Raw genomic sequence first — 25,233 nt, forward strand, 5'->3', positions numbered from 1 at the left:
CAAATTTGCTAGATATATCAAATGAGATATGGTTTTATTACGTTAGCGCTGTCCCAATAAAAAGAATACGTCATGTTTGAAAACTTATCTCTTCGTAAAAAAATTCTCATACTGATCGGTGGCACAATTTCGGTGTTATTGATGCTGGCTTCCACTTATTTTGTTAATCATATCGCAACAATTTCACGCCAAGGTATTGAACGTGAAGCACAGAGTTATATTTACTCTGAAAAACTATCTATGGAGTCATTTTTTGCTCAGTACGGCAGGGTAGTAGAAACCTTTGTCACCAACCCCCATAACGTTAATTGGTTTGACAGCTACTCAGTCAGAGAGCAGAGTCTAACGGGGGACAAGGGGTATGAGGAAGTCAACGAAGACTTTCAACGTATCAGCAAAAGCGATGAAAATATCTTATCTGCGTTTATGGCCTCTGCCAGAACAGGTGAATATTTTAAAGAAAATGAGCGTACTTCAAACTTCTCTGATGGGCGACCTTATTACGCGTATAAACGTCCTTGGTGGCAAGATGCACTGAACCATGGCAAGCTTTATGTTGGTGCACTCTCAGTTGATATTAATACCGGCGATGTGTCTGCCGTTGTTCAGCAACCTGTTTATAACAAGCAGGGTGAACTCGTTGCTGTAGGCGGCGTTGATTTACAGATCAATAAAATCAACGAAATGGTCGAAGATATTCAGTTTGATGGCGAAGGGTACGGCTTTTTGCTGGATAACGAATTAAAAGTCGTTCATCTATCAAAACGCACAGGGCATAACCTCTCGACAACAGACTCAGGACCTCGCGGCAAAGAAGGGTTAGCGGGGCTTGAACAACAATTTTCAGAGACACAGGGATTTACTGAGCTAACACGCCTAATCGATCGCCAAGACGCAGGTAACGCCACTGTTACTCTGCAAGGCCAAGAGTACTATGTTGTCTTCAACAGCGTAAAACTAGATTCGCCGGTACTTGATTGGCATGTCGGTATTCTGATCCCAGTTAGCCTGATTGACGAACCCGTGAACGAAGCCGTAATGAGCACCGTGACAGCTGTCATCGTGATCCTGTCTATTATTGTGGCCATGATTTTACTTGCCACACAAATGATCACACGTCCAATTATTACTTTAACAGACACCATGCGTGACATTGCGTCAGGTGAAGGTGATCTAACACGTCGCATTAATATTGAAAGTAAAGATGAAGTCGGTCAATTGGCCTTACACATGAATACCTTTATCGACAAATTACGTGCCATGATGCTCGACACAGCAGCACAAGCAGAACAACTCAGTGGTGCATCAGCACAACTGCGTGACGTATCGAATAACACCAACGACGAAATACAGCAAGAGAAAGAGCAGGTCGACAGCGTGTCTGCTGCAGTCACTGAAATGGCGGCTACCGTCACTGAAATTTCTCGCAATGCCCATGAAACAAATCGTGCTTCCGACTTAGTACAAAGCATGACTAACGATGGTGCAGAGCGCTCTAGCCAAGCTCAAGAGGTGATGACAGAACTGGCTAGTCACATTGGTGAAGCTGCAAAAGTAGTCGCTGGCTTAGAGCAAGAAACCAGTAATATCGGCGCGGTCATTGATGTGATCAATGGCATTGCTGAGCAAACTAATTTGTTGGCATTAAATGCCGCTATTGAAGCTGCTCGTGCAGGTGAGCAAGGCCGAGGGTTTGCCGTTGTAGCTGACGAAGTAAGAAGTCTGGCAAGCCGCACACAGGAATCGACAGATGATATTCGCAACATGATCTCCCGTTTACAACAAATCGCACAGCAAGCTTCAACGATGATGCAGCAAGGTCAAGAGCGAGCACAAAGTTCGGTAGAGCAAACTCAAGAAGTATTAGATGCATTGCGTAATATCACAGAGTCGGTTAACACAGTACAAGACCAAAGCCATCAAATTGCGACTTCAACAGAAGAGCAAACCGTGGTAGCAGAAGACATTAACAATAGCCTCAACTCGATTAATGACTTGGTCAATAGCACCGCAAACCATGCACACCTATTAGCAGACGAAGCAAGAGACCTGAACGACCTTGCCAAAGCACTCAATGCCACTGTTAATCAGTTTAAACTATAACCAAACCAGGTACGGTGCATAAACTGCACCGTACTTACCAAACTTAAATTTTTTTCATGTTCCCCCCGACTATTGCGTATAAATAACGCACAAAACTGGGAAATTATCCCGACAAAAACAATAAAAACCACTATTTTTCAGTGGGTAATGAATCCATTCAGATTATTGATCACAATCAAACAATTTCATCTTAAGTGCTTTGCTTGGGTATTTTTTTTCGTAAAATTAATAATAAAATCTTAGAAAACCGAGTATATTAATAACAAGCACGAATAGATTTTGTGCAATTTAACTCATAGCTCAATGTAGCTTGAAGGGTGTCATATGATAAAAGACTGGCGGCTGAGCCAACAATTAAACAGCGCATTTGGCGTTATGATATTGATGATAATCGTATTATCCATCACCGCATTCTGGAGTTTAAGTAATGGATATAACAACTTCGTTGACTATCGAACCAAAGCCAGAGACAGTAACTTAGCAGGACGAATTCAGGCAAACTTATTAGAGGTAAGATTACAAGCAATAAAATATCTAAAACATCAAAGTGATGCCAATATAGCTCAGTTCGACCAGCGCTTAGACCTCCTTGAAACCCTGCTCGATAAAGCAAAAGCACAGTATACCAACTCCTCCCAACTAAACATCATCACCGATAGTCAGAAACAAATAGAAAGATATGAAGGCAGTTTTAGGCAAGTGATTAGCTTGTACGAGCGTCGACACCAAATTGTCAATGACACACTCAATAAGTATGGGCCCGAGCTAGACGGTAAACTACGCAGTATGATGGACAACGCCCAATCTATTGAGGAAGTCAATAAGATCAGTGCACTGAGAAGCCTTTTACAGCAAGGGCGCTTATCCACAAACCAATTTTTAGTCGCCAATGCTGAGCGTGATTATCAATTGGCCAAAGATACTTTGAGCACTTTAAATAGCCAAGCGACGCAGTTTTTACGGGCATCCCAAACCAGCCAACTCCAAGGGTTTATCACTCCACTTGAGGCGTACCAAGCTGGTTTAGAAGAAGTCTATCAAGTCATCATAAAGCGTAATACAGAAATCACTCAGGTACTTGATAAAATAGGCCCTGATGTTGCCGCCCAAGTTGAGAATATCAAGCTCGATATCAAAGCGTCTCAAGATGAGCTTGGGCCAATTGTGCAGACAGCCAGTGCCAATGCCAAATTCACTGTGATCACACTTGCCATACTCATCGTCGTCTGTGGTGTCTTTTTTAGTTGGTTCATAAGCAGAATCATCAAACAACCGATAGGTGGCGAACCTCGTGAAATTGAGGCAATGGCGAGAAAAATTGCAGCAGGAGATCTTACCGTTCGGTTTGAGCAACATCAAAACAATAGCGGGATTTATCAAGCGATGTCAGAAATGGTGTCAAATCTCAGAACCTTTATCGAACAAATTCACCAATCTACTGACACACTCACCGCCACGGCACACAACATGAGTGCCATCACCACACAGGCCATGCAAGGTGCTGAGCAGCAAATGGCACAATTAGAAAATACCGACAGAGCAATGGATGAGATGGCACAAACAGTAGCCGACATTACCCAAAGCACTCAATCTGCAGCGGATACCGCCACTACCGCAGAGGAGTCCTCGCAACACGGGCTAAATGCGGTTGCGCAAACCACCACGTCAATCACAACGCTGAAAGCCGATATTGACAACGTCAGTCAAACAATTTCGAAACTGGCTGAAGAAACGCAGTCCGTTGGTTCTATTTTAGACGTCATCCGCGGTATTGCCGATCAAACCAACTTACTTGCACTCAATGCAGCCATTGAAGCGGCGAGAGCTGGTGAGCAGGGTCGAGGCTTTGCTGTTGTTGCCGATGAAGTACGCAGCCTAGCCAGTCGTACACAACAGAGCACCGAAGAGATCCAAGCGATGATTTCACGCTTGCAACAAGAAGCGCAGCGCTCGGTCGATCTGATGGGCAGTAATGTTGAAAATGCAGAAACCACCGCAGCTCAAATTCACCAAGCAGGAGAAACGTTGCAACAGGTATCTGACTCCGTTATTGCGATCCGAGATATGAGTATCCAAATAGCCAGTGCGACAGAACAGCAAAATGCGGTGACACAGCAGGTGTCTCAAGGCGTTCGTGATGTCACTGGTACGGCCAAAGAAACTGCCCAAGGCGCGGAAAAAGCCTCAAATGACGCTGCGTTATTGGCCTCTTTAGCAGACAACTTGGCCACCACAGCCAAACGCTATCAACTCTAGTAAACAAGCAGGCAGTGCAGTTTAATTGCACTGCCTAATAAACACCCCATTGCGTCAGATCAAACTCTGCTTTTTAGCTAACACCTATACTTGTGTGGTGTAATTTTATGTGAGTGCGATCGTGATTAAACTACCTCATTGGGAAGATTCCCTGATCCAGAAATACAATATTTCTGGTCCAAGATATACTTCTTACCCCACCGCTTTGTCATTAACCTCTGGGTATTCGCAAAGTGACTTGACCCGTGCCATTGCCAGCTCAGCTAATCGTGCACTGTCGCTGTATATTCATATCCCATTTTGCCATCAACTTTGTTATTACTGCGGCTGCAATAAAATCATAACGCGCCACCAGTCTAAAGCCGACGTTTACCTTGATCATCTGCTTCAAGAGATTGCCGCACAAGCCCCTTTGTTTCAAGGTTACCAAGTTGAACAATTGCACTTAGGAGGCGGCACACCAACGTTTTTAACCGCGGAGCAAATGACGCGACTCATCGAGGCCCTTGAGCAACATTTTGATTTTACTCACACTGCACAACGCGGCATTGAAATTGACCCTAGCTCTTTGGCTAATGGTATGTTGGAGTCTCTCAAAACACTTGGCTTCAATCGTGTGTCTTTTGGCGTTCAAGACTTTAATGACCAAGTACAAACTGCGGTGAATCGTCCGCAGCAAATAGATGAAGTCCTCACGGTATTACAACAGGCAAGAGCCCTTGGGTTCAAGTCCATCAATATGGACATGATATACGGCTTACCACACCAAACTCCCGAGACTTACCAAGCAACCATAGAGCAACTTATTGAGTTAGCCCCAGATCGTGTTTCGCTCTTCAATTACGCCCATTTACCAGACAGATTTGCCGCCCAGCGCAAACTCAAAGAGCATGATATGCCTACGCCAGAGCAAAAGCTGGCCATCTTCAAAGCGACGCTTGAACGTATGACACAGGCAGGATACCAGTATATTGGTATGGATCATTTTGCCAAACAGGATGATGAACTTGCAATTGCACAGCGCGAAGGTCAACTACATAGAAATTTTCAAGGCTATACCACCCATGGCAACTGCGATTTATTAGGATTAGGCGTGTCATCCATCTCTCAGATAGGCGATGCCATATTACAAAATGAGAAGGATTTGAAACCATACTATCAAGCAGTACTGGAGCGAAAAAATGCCATCAGCAAAGGCATCGCTTTACATCAAGATGACCTCATACGTGCCGCCGTGATAAAGCAGCTCATTTGCCATTTCGACTTAGATAAAACAGCTATCAATGCGCAGTTTAATATCAATTTTGATGATTACTTTGCGCAGGCACTGCAAGCACTGGCCCCGTTGGAAACAGATGGCTTGGTGATCAATGACCAAAACACCATCACGGTCACAGCCAAAGGCACCTTGTTCATTCGAATCATTTGTATGTGTTTTGACGCCTATTTACAGCAACAAATCAAAAATACCCGCTTTTCGCGAGTGATATAAAAGGACCCGGCCTACAGTCACTGTGGGCCCCCTAATCCACATCATAGCCTCACGCTCAACCGAAAACGCTTGCACTCACAGTAGCACTGTTTCACACTGGCAAAAAAGCAATACAAGGAAAAAGTATGCTCAAACCCAAACGCTATTTAGTGCTATCTGTGGTCTTTGCGGCCATTGCGATTGCGCCTATTCTCTGTGTGCTCTTTGCACAACTTTTATCCAGCTCACTGACGTGCGTCGTCAATGAGCGGGCCGATACACCTTGCATACTTTTTAATTATGATATCACCATGATATTGGTGAGTTTTTATGTCAGTGGCTGGGCAGCACTGCTTACACTCCCTATTGCTGGCGGGATGTCAGGTTGGTTTTACCTACGTTACCTCAAGTTAACTTTAATTCGCTGACACTATCTCATTTAAGGTATTTATCCAGTGCTCGCTTTAACATCTCTTCATTGTTAGAAAGTTCACCCGGACAAGGTTGACCCGAAGAAGAAGGCATATCTGCTTGTGCCATCTCTGAAGAATCATCAAATAAATAACATTTACCTTTCCATTTCACCACACGTTTACCTTGACCGCGATAAATCACCTCGGTTTCACCGGATAAATACTGTGTGTGCGCTTTTGGCGTGCGCATTCTCAGTGCTGGCGCACCAACCTGTATATCAAACTGACGAGAGCCAAAAAAAGCCGCTTGCTCTTTTTGTTTTAGCTGTTCAATACCTTTATAGGGATTAACCTTAATCACTTTTACTTTATTAGGTGTTGCAGCATTTTGCTCATGAACAGGCTCCAGTACGGGTTGTTCTTCCACACTCATCGGCTGTGCGGGTGTTTGCTCTGCAATGACCTCTTGAGCTTGTTCGGGCTCGTTTATTTCCTCTTCAATAGGTGGTTTATCTATTACTTCGACGACATCAGCGTCAACAACCTCTTCCTCCATAGCTGATTGGTCCGGCTCATCCATAGTAACCACATACACTTTAAGCGATTTATCATTTTTTACGACAGGTATTGTCGGTGCGACTAAAAATAACAACCCCCCAATCACACCATGTATGGTCAAAGAGCCCAACACAGCCACTCGCGTAGAGTGCATTACATAATCCTTTAATCTTTAATGTCGTTTATGTTTTGAGGTTAGTTTTCTTGAAAAGTTCAAAGCAATAGGTTGAAACTAAGAGGGTATAAATGCAAGTATTAAAAAGAAAAAACCCCGACCAAAGCCGGGGTTTTTATAAGTCCACTTAATTAAAAATTAAGCTTTCTTAGGACGTTCAATCACGTCAACTAGCGTCCAAGATTTGTTCTTAGAGATTGGCGCACATTCGCGAATAGTCACGACGTCACCTGCTAGTGCTGTGTTGTTTTCATCATGTGCGTGCAACTTAGTTGTACGCTTGATGAATTTACCGTAGATCGGGTGTTTAACCTGACGCTCGATAGCAACAACGATTGACTTATCCATTTTGTCGCTAACTACACGACCTTGAAGAGTACGGATTTTATCGCTCATTATGCACCTGCCTTCTGGTTGATAACCGTTTTAACACGCGCAATATTGCGACGTACTTTTTTCAGCTCGTGAGTTTGAGCTAGCTGACCAGTGCTCGCTTGCATGCGCAGGTTGAACTGCTCACGAAGAAGCTCTAGAAGTTCAGCTTTAAGCTCTTCTACGCTTTTGTCTTTCAATTCGCTAGCTTTCATTACATTACCGTCCGAGTTACAAATGTTGTTTTGAAAGGTAATTTACGAGCAGCTAGGTCGAATGCTTCACGAGCAAGCTCTTCTGAAACACCTTCCATCTCGTAAAGTACTTTACCAGGCTGAATTTCAGCAACCCAGTATTCAACAGAACCTTTACCTTTACCCATACGAACTTCAAGCGGTTTTTCTGTAATCGGCTTATCTGGGAACACACGGATCCAGATTTTACCTTGACGCTTGATATGACGCGTCATAGCACGACGAGCTGCTTCGATTTGACGAGCAGTCATACGGCCACGGCCAGTCGCTTTCAAGCCGAAAGAACCGAAGCTAACTTTGTTACCGCTAGTAGCAAGACCACGGTTGCGGCCTTTGTGTACCTTGCGGAATTTTGTACGTTTTGGCTGTAACATTAGTCGCTACCTCTTACTTAGCACTTTTTTTAGCTTTCTTCGGTGCGCGTTTAGCTGGCTTCTCTTGCTCTTGTTTCAGTGGAAGACCACCGATAACTTCGCCTTTGAAGATCCAAACTTTAACACCGATGATGCCGTAAGTAGTCAAAGCTTCTGAAGTTGCGTAATCGATATCAGCACGTAGAGTGTGTAGAGGTACACGACCTTCACGGTACCACTCAGAACGTGCGATTTCAGCGCCGCCTAAACGACCGCTAACTTCAACTTTGATACCTTTAGCACCTAGACGCATTGCATTTTGTACTGCGCGCTTCATAGCGCGGCGGAACATAACACGACGTTCTAGCTGTGAAGAGATACCGTCAGCAACTAATTGAGCATCTAGCTCAGGCTTACGTACTTCTGCAATGTTGATTTGTGCAGGTACACCAGCAAGCTTAGTTACAGCTTGGCGAAGCTTTTCAACGTCTTCACCTTTTTTACCGATAACAACACCAGGACGAGCTGTGTGAATTGTTACACGGATAGATTTAGCTGGACGCTCGATAACGATTTTAGACACAGAAGCGTTTTTCAATTCCTTAGTAAGGTATTGACGCACTTTGTGATCGCCAAAAAGCTGCTCAGAGAAATCTTTTGTATTCGCGTACCAAGTAGATACCCAAGGCTTTGAGATACCTAGGCGAATACCAGTAGGATGAACTTTTTGTCCCATTACTTATATCTCCTAGCTATCTGAAACCACAACAGTGATGTGGCTTGAACGCTTAAGGATGCGGTCTGCGCGTCCTTTAGCACGTGGCATAATACGCTTCATTGTAGGACCTTCGTCTACAAATACTTTAGCCACTTTAAGCTCATCAATGTCAGCACCTTCGTTGTGCTCCGCGTTAGCGATAGCAGACTCAAGTACTTTTTTAACCAATACAGCCGCTTTCTTTGGGCTATACGCTAGGATTTCTAGCGCGCGATCAACCGGAAGTCCGCGGATCTGATCAGCAACTAGACGTGCTTTTTGCGCCGAACCAGAGGCGAATTTGTGTTTAGCTAATGCTTCCATCATATCCTCCGATTAACGCTTTTTAGCTTTCTTATCCGCAGCGTGACCGCGGTAAGTACGTGTAGGTGCAAATTCACCTAGTTTGTGACCGATCATTTCGTCTGTAACGAATACAGGTACGTGCTGACGACCATTATGGACAGCGATGGTCAATCCGATCATGTTAGGGATGATCATTGAACGACGGCTCCAAGTCTTGATAGGCTTCTTGTCACCGCTTTCCAACGCCTTCTCTACCTTCTTCAGCAAGTGTAGGTCAATGAATGGACCCTTCTTGAGAGAACGTGGCATGGCAATTCCTCAACTATTACTTAGTACGACGACGTACGATAAATTTATCAGTACGCTTGTTCTTACGTGTCTTAGCACCTTTAGTAGGCTTACCCCATGGAGACACAGGGTGACGACCACCAGATGTACGACCTTCACCACCACCGTGTGGGTGGTCAATCGGGTTCATGGCAACACCACGAACTGTAGGACGGATACCACGCCAACGATTAGCACCAGCTTTACCTAGTGAACGAAGCATGTGTTCAGCGTTACCTACTTCACCGATAGTTGCGCGGCAATCCGCTTCAACTTTACGCATTTCACCTGAACGTAGACGTAGAGTCACGTACTGGCCTTCACGCGCTAGGATCTGTACATATGCACCAGCAGAACGTGCAATCTGAGCGCCTTTACCAGGCTTAAGCTCAACATTGTGTACTGTAGTACCTACTGGGATGTTACGCATTGGTAATGTGTTACCAGCTTTGATTGGTGCATCAACACCAGACTGGATAGCATCACCTGCTTTAACACCTTTAGGTGCGATGATGTAACGACGCTCACCGTCTGCATATAATACAAGAGCGATGTTTGCGCTACGGTTTGGATCATACTCTAGACGCTCAACAACAGCTGGAATGCCGTCTTTAGTGCGTTTAAAGTCGATTACACGATAGTGATGCTTGTGACCACCACCGATGTGACGAACCGTGATACGACCGTTGTTGTTACGACCACCTGATTTAGAGTTTTTCTCTAGTAGCGGAGCGTATGGCTTACCCTTGTGTAGATCAGGGTTAACCACTTTAACGACGTGACGACGACCCGCAGAAGTTGGTTTACACTTTTGAAGTGCCATAATTCTAACTCCCCTTATTACTCGGCGCCGCCGACAAAGTCTAGCTCGCTGCCTTCTTTAAGAGTAACGTAGGCTTTCTTCCAGTCTGAACGACGGCCGAAACGCATGCCTGTACGCTTTGTTTTACCCTTAACATTTAGAGTGCGAACACCAGTTACTTCTACTTCAAAAAGCTTTTCAACAGCTGCTTTAACTTCAGCTTTGTTTGCATCTTTTGCTACTTTGAACACAATAGTGTTGTTCGCTTCAGCAGAGATAGTGCTTTTCTCAGAGATGTGTGGAGCAAGAATTACTTTTAAAAGACGTTCTTCACTGATCATGCTAATGACTCCTCAAGTTGCTTCACAGCACCAGCAGTAATTAGAACCTTATCGAAAGCGATTAGGCTTACTGGGTCGATGCCAGCTACGTCACGAGTATCAACCTTGTACAGGTTACGAGATGAAAGGAATAGATTCTCATCTACTTCTTCAGTCACGATTAATACGTCTTTCAGCTCAAGCTCTTTAAGCTTAGCTACTAGTTCTTTAGTCTTAGGTGCTTCTAAACCGAAGTTTTCAACAACAACAAGACGCTCTTGACGAACTAGTTCAGATAAGATGCTCTTGATCGCACCGCGATACATCTTACGGTTAACTTTTTGGCTGTGATCTTGCGGCTTAGCTGCAAAGCTCACACCACCGCTGCGCCAGATTGGGCTGCGGATTGTACCAGCACGTGCACGGCCAGTACCTTTTTGGCGGAATGGTTTCTTACCACCACCACGTACTTCAGAACGCGTCTTCTGAGCTTTAGTACCTTGACGAGCACCTGCTGCGTAAGCAACAACTACTTGGTGTACTAATGCTTCGTTAAACTCACGTCCAAAAGTAGCTTCGGAAACTTCAAGCGCACCAGCGCCTTTAATTGCTAATTCCATCACTAAATCTCCAGGACTTATGCTTTAACAGCAGGTTTAACGATAACGTCGCCGCCGATAGCGCCAGGTACTGCACCTTTAACTAAAAGCAGGTTACGCTCAGCGTCAACACGAACTAGTTCAAGGTTCTGTGTCGTAGAACGAACATTACCCATTTGACCGGCCATTTTCTTACCTTTGAAAACTTTACCAGGAGACTGGTTTTGACCGATTGAACCAGGAGCACGGTGAGATAGAGAGTTACCGTGTGTAGCGTCTTGCATGCTGAAGTTCCAGCGCTTAACACCACCTTGGAAACCTTTACCTTTTGAAGTACCAGTAACGTCTACTTTTTTCACTTCAGTGAAAAGTTCAACAGTTAGTTCTGAACCTACTTCAAACTCACCTTCTCCGCCGTTAAGACGGAATTCCCACAGGCCACGACCCGCTTCAACGCCAGCTTTTGCGAAGTGACCCGCTGCTGGTTTGTTTACACGGCTTGCTTTTTTCTCGCCTGCAGTAACTTGAAGCGCGTTATAACCGTCTGTAGCGTCAGATTTGATCTGAGTTACACGGTTAGGCGTCGCTTCGATAACTGTCACAGGGATAGATACACCATCTTCAGTGAAGATACGTGTCATACCCACTTTACGACCGACTAGACCTAATGCCATTTTCCTAAAACCTCTCTAATCTTTCGATTAACCCAGGCTGATTTGAACATCAACACCAGCAGCAAGGTCTAGGCGCATTAGAGCGTCTACAGTCTTGTCAGTTGGTTCTACGATGTCGATCAGACGTTTATGGGTGCGGATTTCATACTGATCACGCGCGTCTTTGTTTACGTGCGGAGAGATCAATACAGTGAAACGCTCAAAACGTGTAGGTAGTGGGATTGGACCACGTACCTGAGCACCAGTGCGCTTCGCAGTTTCCACGATTTCCGCCGTTGATTGGTCAATCAAACGGTGGTCAAAAGCTTTTAGGCGAATACGAATGCGTTGATTTGACATTCTTAAACCTCAATTAAAAGAGCATTTAAAAAGAGCATAAAAAAACCGCCGAAACTATCTTAAAATACCTAAGAAGTCGGTTGTTCTTTTATTTCTACCATCGAACTCCAAATCGGAGTTCCTGTTTAATAGTCTGAAATCCAGACTTTCATTTATACTTTCAGCGGCCAGAAGCCGAGAAAGTTCGCACATTATAATGATACTGGTGATAAATGCAACAATTAAATGCAATATATTTGTCGCACTGCGATATCCTGTTTTTTCGCCAAACTCAGCGCCCTAGTAACTCTTTAACCAAGTGCCAAATTAAAGTTCATTAAAAGGCTAACGTCCTAATAAATAACTGTGTTTAAACCTGCCTTGGCTATACTTAAAACACCGTTTAACGTGCTTTGGTTTCATATCCGTGGCGCCTCAAACATCATAACTTGGCTGTAGGCGACACCACGCAAGGACTCACTGGACCATGGTCAGTCCAGTGAATCCTTGATATTCTATTACAAAAATTATTATTGGTACTGTATATGCGCTTTATATCCCAAAGTCTCAACGTGCTCGCGCGCTGGACTAATTGGCTTTTAGTTAAAAGTAAACTGTTGCCAGAAAACCCAATCGAGCAATTTAGCCTCGACCCAAACCTGCCAACTTTTTATGTGACGAGATTAAACTCCCATTCCGATCTCGCAGCCATTGATCGCATGTGCCAGCAACTTGGTTTACCAAGCCCAATGCAATCACAAAAAATTGGCAGTACTGAGGTACCGCGTTTTATTGCGATGCAAAATCCAACGCCGCTATTCTCCAAATCGGCTAAGCCCAGTAATGCATTAGCGCTCAGCAAAGACATATTCTACGCGCTCAAAGCCAACCCAGATGTCAAAGCGCAAATTTTACCTGTCTCGGTTTTTTGGGGCAGAGATCCTGGTAAAGAGAAACCAGGTCTGGCCACTTTACTGAGCCACTCCCTGACACCAAGTTGGCTTCGAAAAAGTTTAGTCGTCTTGTTTTCAGGTCGTGATAGTCTAGTGCGCTTTTCAGCCCCCATTGCCGTAGAGCAATTAATGAATGATAAAGCCGATGTCGAAGAGCTCCCACAAAAGCTACTTCGGGTCGCCCGTGTTCACTTCCGCCGTCAGCAACTTGCTGCAACAGGGCCTAAGCTCCCATCCAGAGAGGCCTTATTTAACTCTATTCTCGCCGCGCCCAATATCAAAAAGGCCATTGCCGAAGAAGCCAAAGCAAAAGGTTTGAGTCATCATGAAGCAAGACTCAACGCCCAAGAGTTACTAGACGAGATCGCGGCAAACTATTCTGATGCCATGGTCCGTGTTGCCGATCGCGTATTGACTTGGCTTTGGAACAAATTATACAACGGCATTGAGGTCAAAAATGCCGATGAGGTCAGATCGCTGGCGGACAAAGGACACGAAATTATTTACGTGCCATGTCATCGCTCCCATATGGATTACTTATTACTGACTTATGTCATTTATCATCAAGGCTTAGTACCGCCGCATATAGCCGCAGGTGTGAATCTCAACTTTTTCCCAGCAGGTGGTATTTTCCGCCGCTCAGGCGCGTTTTTTATTCGCCGCTCATTCGCCGGCAATAAACTCTACTCAGCTGTGTTCAAAGAGTATTTAAGTCAGTTATTTATTAAAGGTTACTCAGTCAAATTTTACACTGAAGGCGGGCGCAGTCGCACAGGTCGCTTACTGCCACCCAAAACCGGTATGCTAGCCATGACCATGCAGTCTATGCTCAAGGGCATAGACAGGCCGATTTCAATTGTGCCTGTTTATATTGGCTACGAGCATGTCATGGAAATCAACACCTACCTCAAAGAGCTTGCTGGTAATAATAAGAAAAATGAGTCTGTATTGGGTGTATTCAAAGCCATTAAGAACCTACGTAATTACGGACGTGGTTATTTAAACTTTGGCCAACCCATCAACCTCAATCAGTACTTAAATGAACACCAACCTGATTGGCGCCAAGCTATCAGTGCAGAAGATGCTCCAAAACCACAGTGGCTCAACAACCAAGTCGCTAATGTCGCCGATCAGATCATGACGAACATCAACGCCAGTGCTGCATTGAACGTGATTAATGTGCTTGCAACCATCCTGCTCAGCAATGAACAATTTGCACTGAGCAAGCAAAAGCTACTGGAGCAATTGCGCTTTTATTTGGCTCTACAAAAACATGCCAAATACAATGCGCATATAACCCAACCAGATGAAGATGCCGACGCCCTTCTGGCCCATGCACTTAAGCTCGATAAATTTGAGGTACTGCAAGATGGGTTAGGTGACATCATCACCATCAAAGAAAAAGAACGTACGCTGTTCAACTATTATCGTAACAATATTTTGCACCTGTTTGCCGTCCCCAGTGTGCTGGCACAAATGCTATTCAACCGCTATAGCATGAGTGTTAAAGAGTGTGAGCAAAAACTCGCAACGCTATACCCGCTGTTTGCCAAAGAGTGGTTTTTAACCCCTATGCCAAGCGGCTACATTAACGATATTTTAGAAAGCTTCGCACAGCATGATTTGATCACTTTTGACGGTGAACAGGCTGTTGCGAGTAAGGACAATCGCGCTCTAGCTAAGCTAGAAATGCTGGGTAAAGTGTGTCACTTAACCCTTGAACGTTATGCCATCACCAGCAGTCTCGTGATTAATAATCAAGGGATTAAACGTCCTGACTTAGAAAGAGAAAGCGACATTTTAGCAAACCGTTTAGGCACCCTGCATGGGATCAAAAGCCCTGAGTTTTTTGACAAGAAAGTATTGAGTAACTTTATCAATGCACTGAGAGAGCAAGGCTTTATCAGTATTTCGGAGCAACAAACTATCAATGCTGAAACTCAGCTTGAAGAGCTGCAAGGGTTTCTCACCGAATTACTGCCAGCACGTATCTGGCAGTCTATCAACGATACGGTTTAACGCTATACCGATGCGCCACGTTAGCGTTGGCGCATTACCCCTTCTTGTATGGTGGACGCCACGAGTTCACCTTGGCGATTAAAGAATTGGCCACGTACCAGACCACGACCATTGCTCGCGCTTGGACTATCGACACTGTACAGCATCCAATCGTCTAATCTAAACGGGCGGTGAAACCACATCGCATGGTCAATCGTCGCAACCTGCATATTTGGCTGCATAAATGATAATCCGTGAGGCTGTAAAGCAGTAGGTAGAAACTCAAAGTCAGATGCATAAGCCAGTAAATAATTGTGGATCCGCCTTTCATCCGGCATGGTGCCATTGGCTTTAAACCAAACATGACGTTTAGCTGCCGCCTTTTGCGGCTGAAACGGATTTTGAAAATTGACCGGGCGCATATCCAACGGCATCTCTTGGGTAAACTTTGGTCTCAGCGCTTTTGGGATCAACTCTGCATTATCTTGGTAAAACTGCAGCGCAGACTTCAGCGTTTCAGGCTCTGGTACAGATGGCATGTCAGACTGATGGGATAAACCCGGTTCGTCCCCTTGAAACGACGCCGTCATATAAAAAATTGGTTTTCCGTATTGGATCGCGCTCACACGCCGTGTACTAAAACTGCGCCCATCACGGATATTTTCAACATCATAAACAATGGGTTTACTGGCATCACCGGGGCGCAGAAAGTAAGAGTGCAAAGAGTTAACGTAACGGCCCTCGGGTAGCGTGTATTTCGCCGCAGACAGCGCTTGTCCCATCACTTGCCCACCAAAGACTTGTGGAAACCCTAAATCTTGGCTTTGCCCGCGATAGATCCCCTGCTCGATTTCTTCCAAACTCAATAAATCAAGTAAATCCTGTAAAACCTGACTCATTAGCTACCTCACCATTGTAGTTACTGCAATTAGTGATAATAATACACTAATCTATCTTTAATTGAGCACTTATAATGGCTTATTGGTTATTCAAAACTGAACCTGATGCATACTCTCTCGATGATTTAAAAAACGCCCCTGAGCAAAGTACATTTTGGGAAGGGATCCGCAATTACCAAGCGCGTAACTTTATGCGCGACCAGATGCAGGTGGGTGATGAGGTCTTTATTTATCATTCCAGCTGTAAAGTCCCAGCCGTTGTTGGTATCGCTAAAGTAGTCGAGGGGGCACAAACAGATCCGTATCAATTTGATGCAAGCAGTGATTATTACGACCCTAAATCGACACCTGACAACCCAAGGTGGATAGGTGTCACCGTGCAATATGTCGAACAATTGCCCGCTCAGGTGACCCTAAAAGCGATTAAAGCGGAGGACGCCATCACTGAACTGGCCCTCAAAAAAGCCGGTAGACTTTCCATCATGCCAGTCACAGACACTGAGTGGCAGCACATTATCGCGATGTCAAAAAGGTAAGTTAACTGTGTTTTTTGCGGCGAGTTTTCACTCGCCCAGTTTTTGGGATCATTGTCACGTACAGTAGTAATGCAACCCATGAGAAAAACAAGGTGCCTATCAACCAGCCGTTTTTCTCATGGCCTTTAGAGCGCTTACTACCAGCCACCATAGCAATTGGCGCTAAGTAAAGACAAACCATCCCAACCATTAACATCAACTCGGTCATAACTGCTCCCAAGCTACCTCTTTCTCTAACACTCGCTGAGGCGCAATATAGTGAATAAAGTCACCACCTTTAAGGGCATAATTTAGCGGAGGATTTAAATCCATATCCTGACCACTTCGGTCATGGGCAACCCCCAACAAAGTTGCATTGTGATGCTCTTTGAAAAACATAAATAACTGACCAAATTCACATGCGGCCAGTGAGCTCGGCATTTGCAAACTAAACTGGGTATCTCCTCGCAACGTCGATAACAGCTCTTCCTGTATGCGACTAGAACCGGGATCCTGCATAGAACGCACCAATATTTCGGCAGACATGGCGGTTGAACACTCAACATTCGCGCAGTGCACACGTAGTAATTGCGCTTTGGTTTCATCGATAAAATGGGCACTGATATGTGCTGTATCTTTCACCATTGGGCTGAGCTTTAATGCCGTTGTGAAGGTATGATCATCATCTTTACCATCCACAATGATCTTGTCGGCTTCCTGAATGGCGGTGCGAGATAACTCTGTATCATCTGTGAAGCTTGCTAAGCGCACAAAATCTACTTGAGGGTAACGTAATAATGGGTGCTCCATTTCCTCTTGTACGGCAAGAATGATCCGTCGCTCAATACGCTTGTTGTCAGCGAGGATAAATTCAATCATTTTTTCCGTTCTGGTTGCGTGCCAGCCAAAAATAATGATGTGATCATGTAAATGTGAGAAATCTTTATCGCCTTTCATTGCTTTTTTCACCCATATTGTAATTTCTTGTCCAACTTTCCCTAATAAAACCCCAAAGAGCGCTAAACCAAACGGGATTTGCACCAAAGCAACAACCCATCGACCAAACTCCGATGCAGCACTTAAATCACCGTACCCCACTGTCGAAGTGGTGACCACATAGTAATAAACAAATGTATTAAACGGTAATAGCGCCTGTTCTTGCGCCAGCCATAATAGTCCCCAAGTCAATAACATATGACTGACCGTCGCCAAGACTAAGACTTGCCAACTGGCTCGGTTGATATGGCTTTGAATTTGTAACAGCATGCGCTTCATAACGATAGGCATTGATTTTCCTGATCCTCTATTTTATCCCTATATGACATCATCTATGAGTACATAAACAAGTCAATGCTTTACACGGAAAATTTTGATTTATCCTATATTTTTCAGTAAATACTGCTTTTATACTCTGACTGATGTAAAGAACTCGTAATTTTTACTGTTATATGTGTATACTTTGAAAAGCAGCAAGATGATGAGGTGAAAGTATGGCGGGTGTGTTAGCTTCAGTTGATCAACGCACACAGTTGGTAGGTGAAAACCGGCTTGAATTATTGCTATTTCATTTACACAGTCGACACCTGTTTGCACTGAATGTATTTAAAGTAAAAGAAGTCGTTAAACTACCTCATTTAAACAAAATGCCCAACGCCCATCCAAAGGTCGCAGGCGTCACCAATATACGCGGTGAATCTATCCCCGTTATCGACTTGCGACAAGCGATTTGCATGCCCCCTACTGAATATGATGATGACAGCAACCTAGTCATCACCGAATATAATCGAACTGTCCAAGCGTTTTTAGTCGGTAAAGTGGACCACATTGTCAATACCACTTGGTCAGACATCATGCCAACTCCGAAAACAGTCGGTCGCAATCATTATTTAACGGCATTGACGAAAGTACACCGTGAAGGGGTCGAACACATTGTAGAAATTATCGATGTGGAAAAAGTACTCGCTGAAATCATTGACTATGACATCGAAATCCCTGAAGGCGTGCTCGACCAAAGCATCTTAAATCAATTTCAAGGACGCAAGATCCTGCACGCTGATGACTCCGCGACCGCGCGCCGTCAAGTTTCTGATACCTTGGCGCAAATAGGTATAGAGATCATTCCAGCGACAGATGGCCAAGAAGCGCTTAATCTACTTAAGCACTGGGCTGATGAGGGCATTGACGTTAACAAAGAACTGATGGCAGTGATCACCGATGCAGAAATGCCAGTCATGGACGGCTATCGACTGACCTATGAAATACGCAATGACGAGAGACTCAAAGACCTCTATGTCATACTCAATACGTCACTGAGCGGCAGTTTCAACCAAGCCATGGTGGAGAAAGTCGGGTGTAATGCTTTTTTATCTAAGTTTCAGCCTGATTTGTTAGTCCAAGAAATGCAAAAACGTTTAAAGCAGATCCTAGGCTAAAAACTGTATAAAAAGACAGTAAAACAAAAATTAAATATACCTAATTTTCAATCAGTTATATTTTAAACCATTGAAATATTCGCTGAAAACTGGGCTTTAAATGCGACGCTAGGTATACTTTGCCCTCACTTTTCGAAATAGGCGCAAAGATGGACGTATCTGAATTACTTGACGGCTTGAATGACAAGCAGCGTGAAGCGGTTGCTGCACCGCTCAGCAATATGCTTATTCTGGCTGGTGCAGGCTCTGGTAAAACACGAGTGCTGGTGCACCGTATCGCTTGGTTAATGCAGGTAGAGCATGCCTCTCCTTACAGCATTTTTGCTGTAACCTTTACCAATAAAGCCGCCAAAGAAATGCGTACCCGTGTTGAGGAAACACTGCAAAGTCCAGTTGGCGGAATGTGGATCGGCACCTTCCACGGCTTATCACATCGTATTCTGCGCGCCCATCATAGAGAAGCGAACTTACCTGAGTCATTCCAAATTCTAGACTCAGACGATCAGCAGCGCATGATCAGACGTCTACTCAAGGCAATGAATATTGACGAGAAAAAATGGCCTGCCAAGCAACTTAGCTGGTATATCAGTGCCCGAAAAGATGAAGGATTGCGCCCTAAAGACATTCAAGCCTATGACGCCAGTGAGCAACTTATGCTGAACGTTTACACAGCCTATCAGGATGCCTGTGACAGAGCCGGTTTAGTTGATTTTGCGGAAATCTTGCTGCGTTGCTACGAATTGCTTCAGCAGCAACCGACACTTCTGCGACACTATCAACAGCGCTTCAAACATATGTTGGTAGACGAATTCCAAGATACCAACAGCATTCAATATCAATGGCTCCGCCTACTTGCCGGTGGCGACAACAACATCATGATCGTCGGTGATGATGACCAAAGTATCTACGGCTGGCGTGGTGCGAAAATTGAAAACATCAAACGCTTCTTAAAAGACTTTGATGCCGATACCATTCGCCTTGAGCAAAACTATCGCTCGACAGGCACCATTTTGAAAGCCTCCAATGCCCTCATTCAAAATAACTCAGAACGAATGGGTAAAAGCCTTTGGACCGATGGCACACAGGGGGAACCCATCTCCATTTATGCCGCTTTCAATGAATTAGATGAAGCGCGCTTTACCGTCGGCAAAATTAAATCTTGGCTGCAAGATGGCAATGCACTGACAGACTGCGCCATCTTGTACAGAAACAATGCGCAATCTCGTGTACTGGAAGAAGCCCTTTTACAAGAAGGCCTAAAGTATCGCATTTACGGCGGTATGCGCTTCTTCGAGCGTCAAGAGATCAAAGATGCACTCTCTTACTTGCGCCTGATCAGCAACCGTAACGATGATGCTGCATTCGAGCGTGTGATCAATACACCGACTCGCGGTATTGGCGACAAAACGCTGAGTCATATTCGTGACTGTGCACGCAATGAGTCTCTTCCACTATGGTATGCAGCCAAAGCAGTGATCGAGCAAAAACATTTAGCCGGTCGCGCAGCCACAGCGGTCACCCGATTTATTGAATTAATTGAACAGTTAGATGAAAAGCTGGTTGAACTCGAACTGGCTGAACAAGCCAAAACCACAATTGAACATTCGGGCTTATTGGCCATGTACCAAGCTGAAAAAGGTGAAAAAGGCCGTGCGCGAGTGGAGAACTTAGAAGAATTAATCAATGCCTGTGGCCAATTTGAGCTGCCAGTAGAAGAAGAGTTTAGCTCGCCACTGCAAGGCTTCTTAGCCTATACCTCGCTAGAGTCTGGCGAAGGTCAAGCTGATGAACACGAAGATGCAGTGCAAATGATGACGCTGCACTCGGCCAAAGGTCTAGAGTTTCCACTGGTCTTTATGGTGGGTGTAGAAGAAGGCATGTTCCCGTCACAGCAAAGCCATGAAGAGTCTGGGCGCTTAGAAGAAGAACGCAGACTGTGTTATGTCGGTATGACTCGCGCAATGCAAAAGCTGTATATCAGTCATGCTGAAAGTCGTCGTTTGTATGGCCAAGAGAAATACCACAGCCCATCTCGATTTTTGCGTGAACTACCTGAAGACTGTACTGAAGAGATCCGCATTAAAACTCAAGTATCTAGACCGGCTACCACCAATCGCTTCAGCGCATCGGTCAGCCATGCTGCATTTGAAGACAGCGACTTCAACCTTGGGCAACGTGTGCTACACGCAAAATTTGGTGCCGGTACCGTACTCAATTACGAAGGCGTTGGTGCGCAATCTCGTATCCAGGTCAATTTTGACGACGTCGGTACTAAGTGGCTGGTCACAGCTTATGCAAGACTGCAAGCCATTTAATCTCGACTCATTACTCCTTGCGTTGCAAAACGCAAGACACCGCCAACTGCTGCTACTTTGTGGCAGCAGAAGCTGGGGGCAAGCGTACTTTCAACGTCTTACCCACTCTACTGAGCAGCTTATTCTGAGTGATGATAGCGCCTTGGACAAGGCTGTTTGGCCACAGCACCTGCACCAAATCTTAGGTCAGGAGTTCGATTTTGTCCTGTATGACGGCTACAGCGGCATAGTCCCCAATAAACTCGCAGCATGCACTGGCACAGTCAGATCCGGTGGGCTGCTAGTACTGTTGCTGCCAGAATTATCAAATCTAGTATCTTGGTGTGATCCAGCGCTGACACGCTGGCTCTCTGAAGGCGAACAGGCGACACAAAGCCCCTTTTTAAAACGCTTTGCACACCAAGTCCAACAACAGAACTGCTGGATAATTAATGAATCAGGCGAAGCAAATCTTCCCGCTCAATACTGCGCAGAGAAATCCATTTTAGACCTACAATCTCAAGCACACCTAGTCGCTCTGATCACAAGACATTTTCAACGCGAATCCAATACGCCAATATTACTCAGTGCGGACAGAGGACGCGGCAAGTCAGCAACACTCGGATTAATTGCTGCTGCCTTCGCTGACAAACAGATTATCTTATGCGCACAGCAGCGCCGAGCAGTACAAAATGGCTTTAAACACTATGCGCAGGCCCTTGATCTCACTGTACCTGCGGTGAATCAAAACCACTGCCAGACATTATCCTACATGCCCCCTGATATTGTGATTGCAGCCAAGCCACAGTGCGACTTCTTGCTCATCGATGAGGCTGCTGCGATACCGGTACCAATTTTAAAACAGTTACTCACTTTATATCCCAATACTATATTTGCCAGCACCTTAGTAGGCTATGAAGGCAATGGTCGCGGCTATACACTGCGTTTTAAAGCGCATCTCAAAGCCGAGCATCCACATTTTTTAGACTTGCATCTCCAAGAACCTATTCGCTATGGCGCGGGTGATCCATTAGAGCAGCATATGCGCCAACTACTGGCACTCGACAGTCAATATTCAGCGATAGAGCCTGCGCAGAGCATACTTGAATACAGCGAAGTGAGTCGCGAGACCCTTATCCACAATGAAGCCTTGTTGCAGCAAATCTTTGCATTGCTGGTTTTGGCGCATTATCAAACGTCAGTCAATGACTTGAGACAGCTATTGGATAGCCCCAGCAACAGACTGTTTGTCGTCAGCCAAAATCAGCAGCCCGTCGCAGTGTGTTTAGTCGGTTTAGAGGGTAACTTAACACCTGAGCTTGCCAGTAAAATTGCACTCGGTGAACGCCGACCAGCCGGGCATTTAATGGCGCAACAGCTTACTCAGCTCTTAGGTAACACCCTGTATTGCACCGCACAAGGCGCACGCATCGTACGTATTGCGGTGGCACCATCCCACCAAAAGCTAGGCATTGGCAGCGAGCTAATTCGCTTTGTCATGGCACAGTTAAACAGCCAAGTGAGTTATTTTGGCAGCAGCTTTGGCGCGCAGTCTCAGCTTCTCAATTACTGGCAACAGCTGGGCTTTAAACCAATAAAGTTAGGTTTTAAGCAAGACAAAGCCAGCGGCGAGTTTGCAGTACTGGTTGTACATAGTCATAGCAAAATTGCGCTCAGCGCAGAGCGAGATGGGTTTGCTGATCAATTATTCTTTGCACTGAGCAGTCTGTACGCCACGTTACCGTGGACGCTTGTGCGCAGCTTAGTGACTACACTCCCCAACAAAGAGCTACCTGAACAGCTGTATAAGCAAGTGACATACTTGGCCAGTAAAACGGCCACAGAGCAACAAATTGCACCAGTAATACAGCAAGTTATAAAAACACAGCCCAGCATCATAAATTCGCTTTCAAGGATTGCTCAACAGCAGGTAATTCAACTATTATTACAGCGACATCAGCCAAAAGAATTAGCCAAAGCACTTAAATTAGAGTCTAAAAAACAATTACAGCTGGCCTATCAGTCACTGTTATCGGAAGTTTATGCTGAAATTACTCGTAAAAACGGCCCTTATTAGCACGTTATTCATTGGATCCGCGCAGATTGCGGCACAGCCCAAAGCACACATTAAATTAGGCATGAGCGTCGCATTGAGCGGACCTGCCAGTCATATTGGCCAACAACTTAAGCAAGGCCATGAGCTCTACTTTAATTACGCCAATCAGCAATCAGATATTAAACAACCCCATATTCAACTCATTGCACTCGACGATGGCTATGAGCCGAGCCGCGCGGTTGATAATACGCAGTACCTTATCAGGCATCAGCACATCGATGCCCTGATCGGTAACATGGGGACGCCCACCACACATGCAATCAAAGAGATTTTAAAACGCCACCAGCTGCCATTATTAATGCCCTACACTGGCGCCGAATTCTTATATCAAAACCCAGGCTTCCCTATTTTTAAACTCCGCGCAAGCTATTTAGATGAAGCCCAAGAGCAAGTTCGCTATCTTGTCGATGAACTTGGGCACACAAAAATTGCGTTGTTTATTCAGGCAGATGAATTTGGCCTCACATTAGAAAAAAGTCACCGTCAAGCGCTTAAAAACAAAGGCATTGAGCCCGTTGTCATCGCACGTTTTCGTCGCAATACCAATGATATCGCAAAAGCGCTGACACAGATATTAACCACACAAGCAACAGCCATTGCCATGATTGGCACCTACGAGCCGCTTGCTGCGTTTATCAATCAAGCCCATAGAGGTGGTTTTAGAGGCACCTATACCAGCGTTTCGTTTGTATCATCCGCCTCTCTGTTTGCTGACATCACTGTGCCCGCTCATGTGATGGTGACCGAAGTATTGCCCGATCCCAATACGTGTCATGGAGACATCTGCAACTTATTTCGCAACTTATCAAAAGCACATCAGCAAACCATGACTTATCAGTCCTTCGAAGGGTTTGTAAATGCCTACTTATTTTCGAAATCGCTTCAGCACTGTGACTATACTAAGCTATCAGCGTGTATCGCCACCGCGATGCCACGTACTTTGAGCACAGATAAATCGCTACAATCGCTGTTAAACCAGCAACAAAAAAGTACCTCACAGCGCCCGGTATTTAGGTCTTATTTAAAATATTGATCTATGCTTAGCTCAAGCAATTAATGTTTGAGGCAAACATGGACCTGATCAATTTTCGAGTAGGAAAAAAAACAATATCGCTCAAAATTTTAGATATCTTATTGACCGAACGCTATGAAGGAAACCTCACTTCATTGCCCAACGACAACCCGAGCTTTTTGGGGGTGAAAGATTACATGGGCACACCCACGCCCATCTTTGATTTGGGCCTTATCCTGAACAACCAATCTTCGTCCGACACCAACCAATCTTTGGTTGAGCTGTTACAGCAAAGAGAGCAAGATCAAAAAGCGTGGCTTTCAGAGCTTGAGATCAGCGTGCACAATGATGTGCCTTTCACGAAAGCCAGGGACCCCAAGCAATCAGAGTTTGGCAAATGGTTTTATAACTTCAAAACAGATAATGAAGACTTAAAAGCAATTTTAGCGCGTTTTGAAGAGCCACATACTCGCTTACATACTATCGCCGATGAAATACTCGCCTTGTCCAGCAAGGCCCAAAAAGAGCAAGCAATCGCCTTACTAGAAAAAGAAAAGCTCACAACCTTTACTAAATTGATACGACTGTTTGAGTCTGCCAGAGATCAAATTATTCTTGATCACAAGCCGATTATCGTCTTTACCACGGAAAATGGTCAGCAGCCTCACATAGGACTATTAGTGGATAAAGTGGAAGACAATATTCATTGTGATGAATCAGATATTAAACCACTACACGAGATGACCAATGTCGGTTTTGATATTGACCCGCAAACCAAAAAAATGATGAAAGGGCTGATTAAGCAAGGTGATAATCACAGCTTGGTATTAGACCCAAGTGCGATTTTTAGGCCGGAGCACTTAAAAGATTATGCACCAATAGAAACGGAAGAATACGGGTTATTTTAGTAAAGTAACATAAACAAAAACGCCGCGTAGTACGCGGCGTTTTTTATA

Annotated in this window: 26 protein-coding genes; 11 read left to right on the forward strand and 15 right to left on the reverse strand. The window is 44.9% G+C overall.

Going from position 1 to position 25,233, the window contains the following annotated elements:
- Positions 1-72 precede the first annotated feature (72 nt).
- From N473_RS12260 to N473_RS12275, 4 genes are all read left to right on the forward strand, one after another.
- Positions 73-2,103 carry a methyl-accepting chemotaxis protein gene (locus tag N473_RS12260; RefSeq protein ID WP_063368161.1) on the forward strand — a complete coding sequence of 677 codons (2,031 nt, stop codon included), beginning with the start codon at positions 73-75 and terminating at the stop codon, positions 2,101-2,103.
- Between the two features lie 324 nt (positions 2,104-2,427).
- Complete coding sequence (locus tag N473_RS12265; RefSeq protein WP_063368162.1) at positions 2,428-4,359, forward strand: HAMP domain-containing methyl-accepting chemotaxis protein; 1,932 nt, start codon at positions 2,428-2,430, stop codon at positions 4,357-4,359.
- Between the two features lie 121 nt (positions 4,360-4,480).
- A complete protein-coding gene (hemN, locus tag N473_RS12270; RefSeq protein WP_063368194.1) occupies positions 4,481-5,851 on the forward strand; it encodes an oxygen-independent coproporphyrinogen III oxidase in 1,371 nt (456 codons plus the stop codon).
- 125 nt (positions 5,852-5,976) lie between these two features.
- Positions 5,977-6,258: a hypothetical protein gene (locus N473_RS12275; protein ID WP_063368163.1), complete on the forward strand. Its 282-nt coding sequence runs from the start codon at positions 5,977-5,979 to the stop codon at positions 6,256-6,258.
- Between the two features lie 7 nt (positions 6,259-6,265).
- On the opposite strand, the gene N473_RS12280 is transcribed toward N473_RS12275, so the two are convergent.
- The 12 genes from N473_RS12280 to rpsJ form a co-directional block, all read right to left on the reverse strand.
- Positions 6,266-6,955, reverse strand: a complete 690-nt coding sequence (locus tag N473_RS12280) for a hypothetical protein (protein WP_063368164.1) — start codon at positions 6,953-6,955, stop codon at positions 6,266-6,268.
- Between the two features lie 159 nt (positions 6,956-7,114).
- Positions 7,115-7,372: a 30S ribosomal protein S17 gene (gene rpsQ, locus N473_RS12285; protein WP_039607539.1), complete on the reverse strand. Its 258-nt coding sequence runs from the start codon at positions 7,370-7,372 to the stop codon at positions 7,115-7,117.
- Complete coding sequence (rpmC, locus tag N473_RS12290) at positions 7,372-7,563, reverse strand: 50S ribosomal protein L29 (RefSeq protein WP_039607538.1); 192 nt, start codon at positions 7,561-7,563, stop codon at positions 7,372-7,374. Before rpmC ends, rpsQ begins: the two co-directional genes overlap by 1 nt.
- Positions 7,563-7,976, reverse strand: coding sequence for a 50S ribosomal protein L16 (gene rplP / locus N473_RS12295; RefSeq protein ID WP_023398454.1), 414 nt, complete (start codon positions 7,974-7,976; stop codon positions 7,563-7,565). Before rplP ends, rpmC begins: the two co-directional genes overlap by 1 nt.
- 13 nt (positions 7,977-7,989) lie before the next feature.
- Positions 7,990-8,691 carry a 30S ribosomal protein S3 gene (gene rpsC / locus N473_RS12300; RefSeq protein WP_023398455.1) on the reverse strand — a complete coding sequence of 234 codons (702 nt, stop codon included), beginning with the start codon at positions 8,689-8,691 and terminating at the stop codon, positions 7,990-7,992.
- Between the two features lie 12 nt (positions 8,692-8,703).
- Positions 8,704-9,036 (reverse strand): 50S ribosomal protein L22, encoded by a 333-nt coding sequence (gene rplV, locus N473_RS12305; RefSeq protein WP_010386167.1) that lies wholly within the window; start codon positions 9,034-9,036, stop codon positions 8,704-8,706.
- A gap of 12 nt (positions 9,037-9,048) precedes the next feature.
- On the reverse strand, positions 9,049-9,327 hold the full coding sequence (gene rpsS, locus N473_RS12310; RefSeq protein ID WP_010367084.1) for a 30S ribosomal protein S19: 279 nt from the start codon (positions 9,325-9,327) through the stop codon (positions 9,049-9,051).
- Between the two features lie 16 nt (positions 9,328-9,343).
- Complete coding sequence (gene rplB / locus N473_RS12315) at positions 9,344-10,168, reverse strand: 50S ribosomal protein L2 (protein ID WP_023398456.1); 825 nt, start codon at positions 10,166-10,168, stop codon at positions 9,344-9,346.
- Positions 10,169-10,185: 17 nt separating this feature from the next.
- On the reverse strand, positions 10,186-10,488 hold the full coding sequence (rplW, locus tag N473_RS12320) for a 50S ribosomal protein L23 (protein WP_023398457.1): 303 nt from the start codon (positions 10,486-10,488) through the stop codon (positions 10,186-10,188).
- Positions 10,485-11,087, reverse strand: a complete 603-nt coding sequence (gene rplD, locus N473_RS12325) for a 50S ribosomal protein L4 (protein ID WP_023398458.1) — start codon at positions 11,085-11,087, stop codon at positions 10,485-10,487. Before rplD ends, rplW begins: the two co-directional genes overlap by 4 nt.
- Before the next feature lie 17 nt (positions 11,088-11,104).
- Positions 11,105-11,740, reverse strand: coding sequence for a 50S ribosomal protein L3 (gene rplC, locus N473_RS12330; RefSeq protein WP_010376387.1), 636 nt, complete (start codon positions 11,738-11,740; stop codon positions 11,105-11,107).
- Between the two features lie 27 nt (positions 11,741-11,767).
- Entirely contained in the window at positions 11,768-12,079 is a 312-nt protein-coding gene (rpsJ, locus tag N473_RS12335; protein WP_005495349.1) for a 30S ribosomal protein S10, read from the reverse strand.
- Positions 12,080-12,603: 524 nt separating this feature from the next.
- Here rpsJ and plsB point away from each other — a divergent pair.
- On the forward strand, positions 12,604-15,030 hold the full coding sequence (gene plsB / locus N473_RS12340) for a glycerol-3-phosphate 1-O-acyltransferase PlsB (protein ID WP_063368165.1): 2,427 nt from the start codon (positions 12,604-12,606) through the stop codon (positions 15,028-15,030).
- A 20-nt stretch (positions 15,031-15,050) separates the two neighbouring features.
- Here plsB and tesB read toward each other — a convergent pair whose 3' ends face one another.
- Positions 15,051-15,908 (reverse strand): acyl-CoA thioesterase II, encoded by an 858-nt coding sequence (tesB, locus tag N473_RS12345; RefSeq protein WP_063368166.1) that lies wholly within the window; start codon positions 15,906-15,908, stop codon positions 15,051-15,053.
- A 74-nt stretch (positions 15,909-15,982) separates the two neighbouring features.
- On the opposite strand from tesB, the gene N473_RS12350 reads away from it, so the two are divergent.
- Positions 15,983-16,444, forward strand: a complete 462-nt coding sequence (locus N473_RS12350) for an EVE domain-containing protein (RefSeq protein WP_063368167.1) — start codon at positions 15,983-15,985, stop codon at positions 16,442-16,444.
- Position 16,445: 1 nt separating this feature from the next.
- Here N473_RS12350 and N473_RS12355 read toward each other — a convergent pair whose 3' ends face one another.
- Together N473_RS12355 and N473_RS12360 are read right to left on the reverse strand one after the other, a co-directional pair.
- A complete protein-coding gene (locus tag N473_RS12355; protein ID WP_231099565.1) occupies positions 16,446-16,652 on the reverse strand; it encodes a hypothetical protein in 207 nt (68 codons plus the stop codon).
- Entirely contained in the window at positions 16,649-17,710 is a 1,062-nt protein-coding gene (locus N473_RS12360) for a potassium channel family protein (RefSeq protein WP_063368168.1), read from the reverse strand. Before N473_RS12360 ends, N473_RS12355 begins: the two co-directional genes overlap by 4 nt.
- 203 nt (positions 17,711-17,913) lie before the next feature.
- Here N473_RS12360 and N473_RS12365 point away from each other — a divergent pair, with 203 nt between their 5' ends.
- The 5 genes from N473_RS12365 (at position 17,914) to N473_RS12385 (ending at position 25,185) form a co-directional block, all read left to right on the forward strand.
- Positions 17,914-18,855, forward strand: coding sequence for a chemotaxis protein CheV (locus tag N473_RS12365; protein ID WP_063368169.1), 942 nt, complete (start codon positions 17,914-17,916; stop codon positions 18,853-18,855).
- Between the two features lie 149 nt (positions 18,856-19,004).
- Positions 19,005-21,170, forward strand: coding sequence for a DNA helicase II (gene uvrD / locus N473_RS12370; protein WP_063368170.1), 2,166 nt, complete (start codon positions 19,005-19,007; stop codon positions 21,168-21,170).
- Complete coding sequence (locus N473_RS12375) at positions 21,112-23,226, forward strand: GNAT family N-acetyltransferase (RefSeq protein ID WP_155735594.1); 2,115 nt, start codon at positions 21,112-21,114, stop codon at positions 23,224-23,226. The genes uvrD and N473_RS12375 overlap by 59 nt, the downstream gene beginning before the upstream one ends.
- Positions 23,192-24,298 carry an ABC transporter substrate-binding protein gene (locus tag N473_RS12380; protein ID WP_081221134.1) on the forward strand — a complete coding sequence of 369 codons (1,107 nt, stop codon included), beginning with the start codon at positions 23,192-23,194 and terminating at the stop codon, positions 24,296-24,298. Before N473_RS12375 ends, N473_RS12380 begins: the two co-directional genes overlap by 35 nt.
- Before the next feature lie 38 nt (positions 24,299-24,336).
- On the forward strand, positions 24,337-25,185 hold the full coding sequence (locus N473_RS12385; RefSeq protein ID WP_063368173.1) for a chemotaxis protein CheW: 849 nt from the start codon (positions 24,337-24,339) through the stop codon (positions 25,183-25,185).
- The last annotated feature ends 48 nt before the right edge of the window (positions 25,186-25,233 follow it).

Origin of the sequence: Pseudoalteromonas luteoviolacea CPMOR-1 (genome assembly GCF_001625685.1) — a bacterium.
In the GTDB taxonomy this organism is placed as follows: domain Bacteria; phylum Pseudomonadota; class Gammaproteobacteria; order Enterobacterales; family Alteromonadaceae; genus Pseudoalteromonas; species Pseudoalteromonas luteoviolacea_K.

Coding starts and splice junctions, on each gene's coding strand:
- rplV (WP_010386167.1), bottom strand. CDS start 9,036: ATGGAAGCATTAGCTAAACACAAATTCGCCTCTGGTTCGGCGCAAAAA.
- N473_RS12365 (WP_063368169.1), top strand. CDS start 17,914: ATGGCGGGTGTGTTAGCTTCAGTTGATCAACGCACACAGTTGGTAGGT.
- N473_RS12260 (WP_063368161.1), top strand. CDS start 73: ATGTTTGAAAACTTATCTCTTCGTAAAAAAATTCTCATACTGATCGGT.
- rplD (WP_023398458.1), bottom strand. CDS start 11,087: ATGGAATTAGCAATTAAAGGCGCTGGTGCGCTTGAAGTTTCCGAAGCT.
- rplP (WP_023398454.1), bottom strand. CDS start 7,976: ATGTTACAGCCAAAACGTACAAAATTCCGCAAGGTACACAAAGGCCGC.
- N473_RS12355 (WP_231099565.1), bottom strand. CDS start 16,652: ATGACCGAGTTGATGTTAATGGTTGGGATGGTTTGTCTTTACTTAGCG.
- rpsS (WP_010367084.1), bottom strand. CDS start 9,327: ATGCCACGTTCTCTCAAGAAGGGTCCATTCATTGACCTACACTTGCTG.
- plsB (WP_063368165.1), top strand. CDS start 12,604: ATGCGCTTTATATCCCAAAGTCTCAACGTGCTCGCGCGCTGGACTAAT.
- N473_RS12385 (WP_063368173.1), top strand. CDS start 24,337: ATGGACCTGATCAATTTTCGAGTAGGAAAAAAAACAATATCGCTCAAA.
- rplW (WP_023398457.1), bottom strand. CDS start 10,488: ATGATCAGTGAAGAACGTCTTTTAAAAGTAATTCTTGCTCCACACATC.
- rpsC (WP_023398455.1), bottom strand. CDS start 8,691: ATGGGACAAAAAGTTCATCCTACTGGTATTCGCCTAGGTATCTCAAAG.
- rpsJ (WP_005495349.1), bottom strand. CDS start 12,079: ATGTCAAATCAACGCATTCGTATTCGCCTAAAAGCTTTTGACCACCGT.
- rplB (WP_023398456.1), bottom strand. CDS start 10,168: ATGGCACTTCAAAAGTGTAAACCAACTTCTGCGGGTCGTCGTCACGTC.
- rpsQ (WP_039607539.1), bottom strand. CDS start 7,372: ATGAGCGATAAAATCCGTACTCTTCAAGGTCGTGTAGTTAGCGACAAA.
- tesB (WP_063368166.1), bottom strand. CDS start 15,908: ATGAGTCAGGTTTTACAGGATTTACTTGATTTATTGAGTTTGGAAGAA.
- N473_RS12350 (WP_063368167.1), top strand. CDS start 15,983: ATGGCTTATTGGTTATTCAAAACTGAACCTGATGCATACTCTCTCGAT.
- N473_RS12280 (WP_063368164.1), bottom strand. CDS start 6,955: ATGCACTCTACGCGAGTGGCTGTGTTGGGCTCTTTGACCATACATGGT.
- uvrD (WP_063368170.1), top strand. CDS start 19,005: ATGGACGTATCTGAATTACTTGACGGCTTGAATGACAAGCAGCGTGAA.
- N473_RS12265 (WP_063368162.1), top strand. CDS start 2,428: ATGATAAAAGACTGGCGGCTGAGCCAACAATTAAACAGCGCATTTGGC.
- N473_RS12275 (WP_063368163.1), top strand. CDS start 5,977: ATGCTCAAACCCAAACGCTATTTAGTGCTATCTGTGGTCTTTGCGGCC.
- rplC (WP_010376387.1), bottom strand. CDS start 11,740: ATGGCATTAGGTCTAGTCGGTCGTAAAGTGGGTATGACACGTATCTTC.
- rpmC (WP_039607538.1), bottom strand. CDS start 7,563: ATGAAAGCTAGCGAATTGAAAGACAAAAGCGTAGAAGAGCTTAAAGCT.
- N473_RS12380 (WP_081221134.1), top strand. CDS start 23,192: ATGCTGAAATTACTCGTAAAAACGGCCCTTATTAGCACGTTATTCATT.
- N473_RS12360 (WP_063368168.1), bottom strand. CDS start 17,710: ATGCCTATCGTTATGAAGCGCATGCTGTTACAAATTCAAAGCCATATC.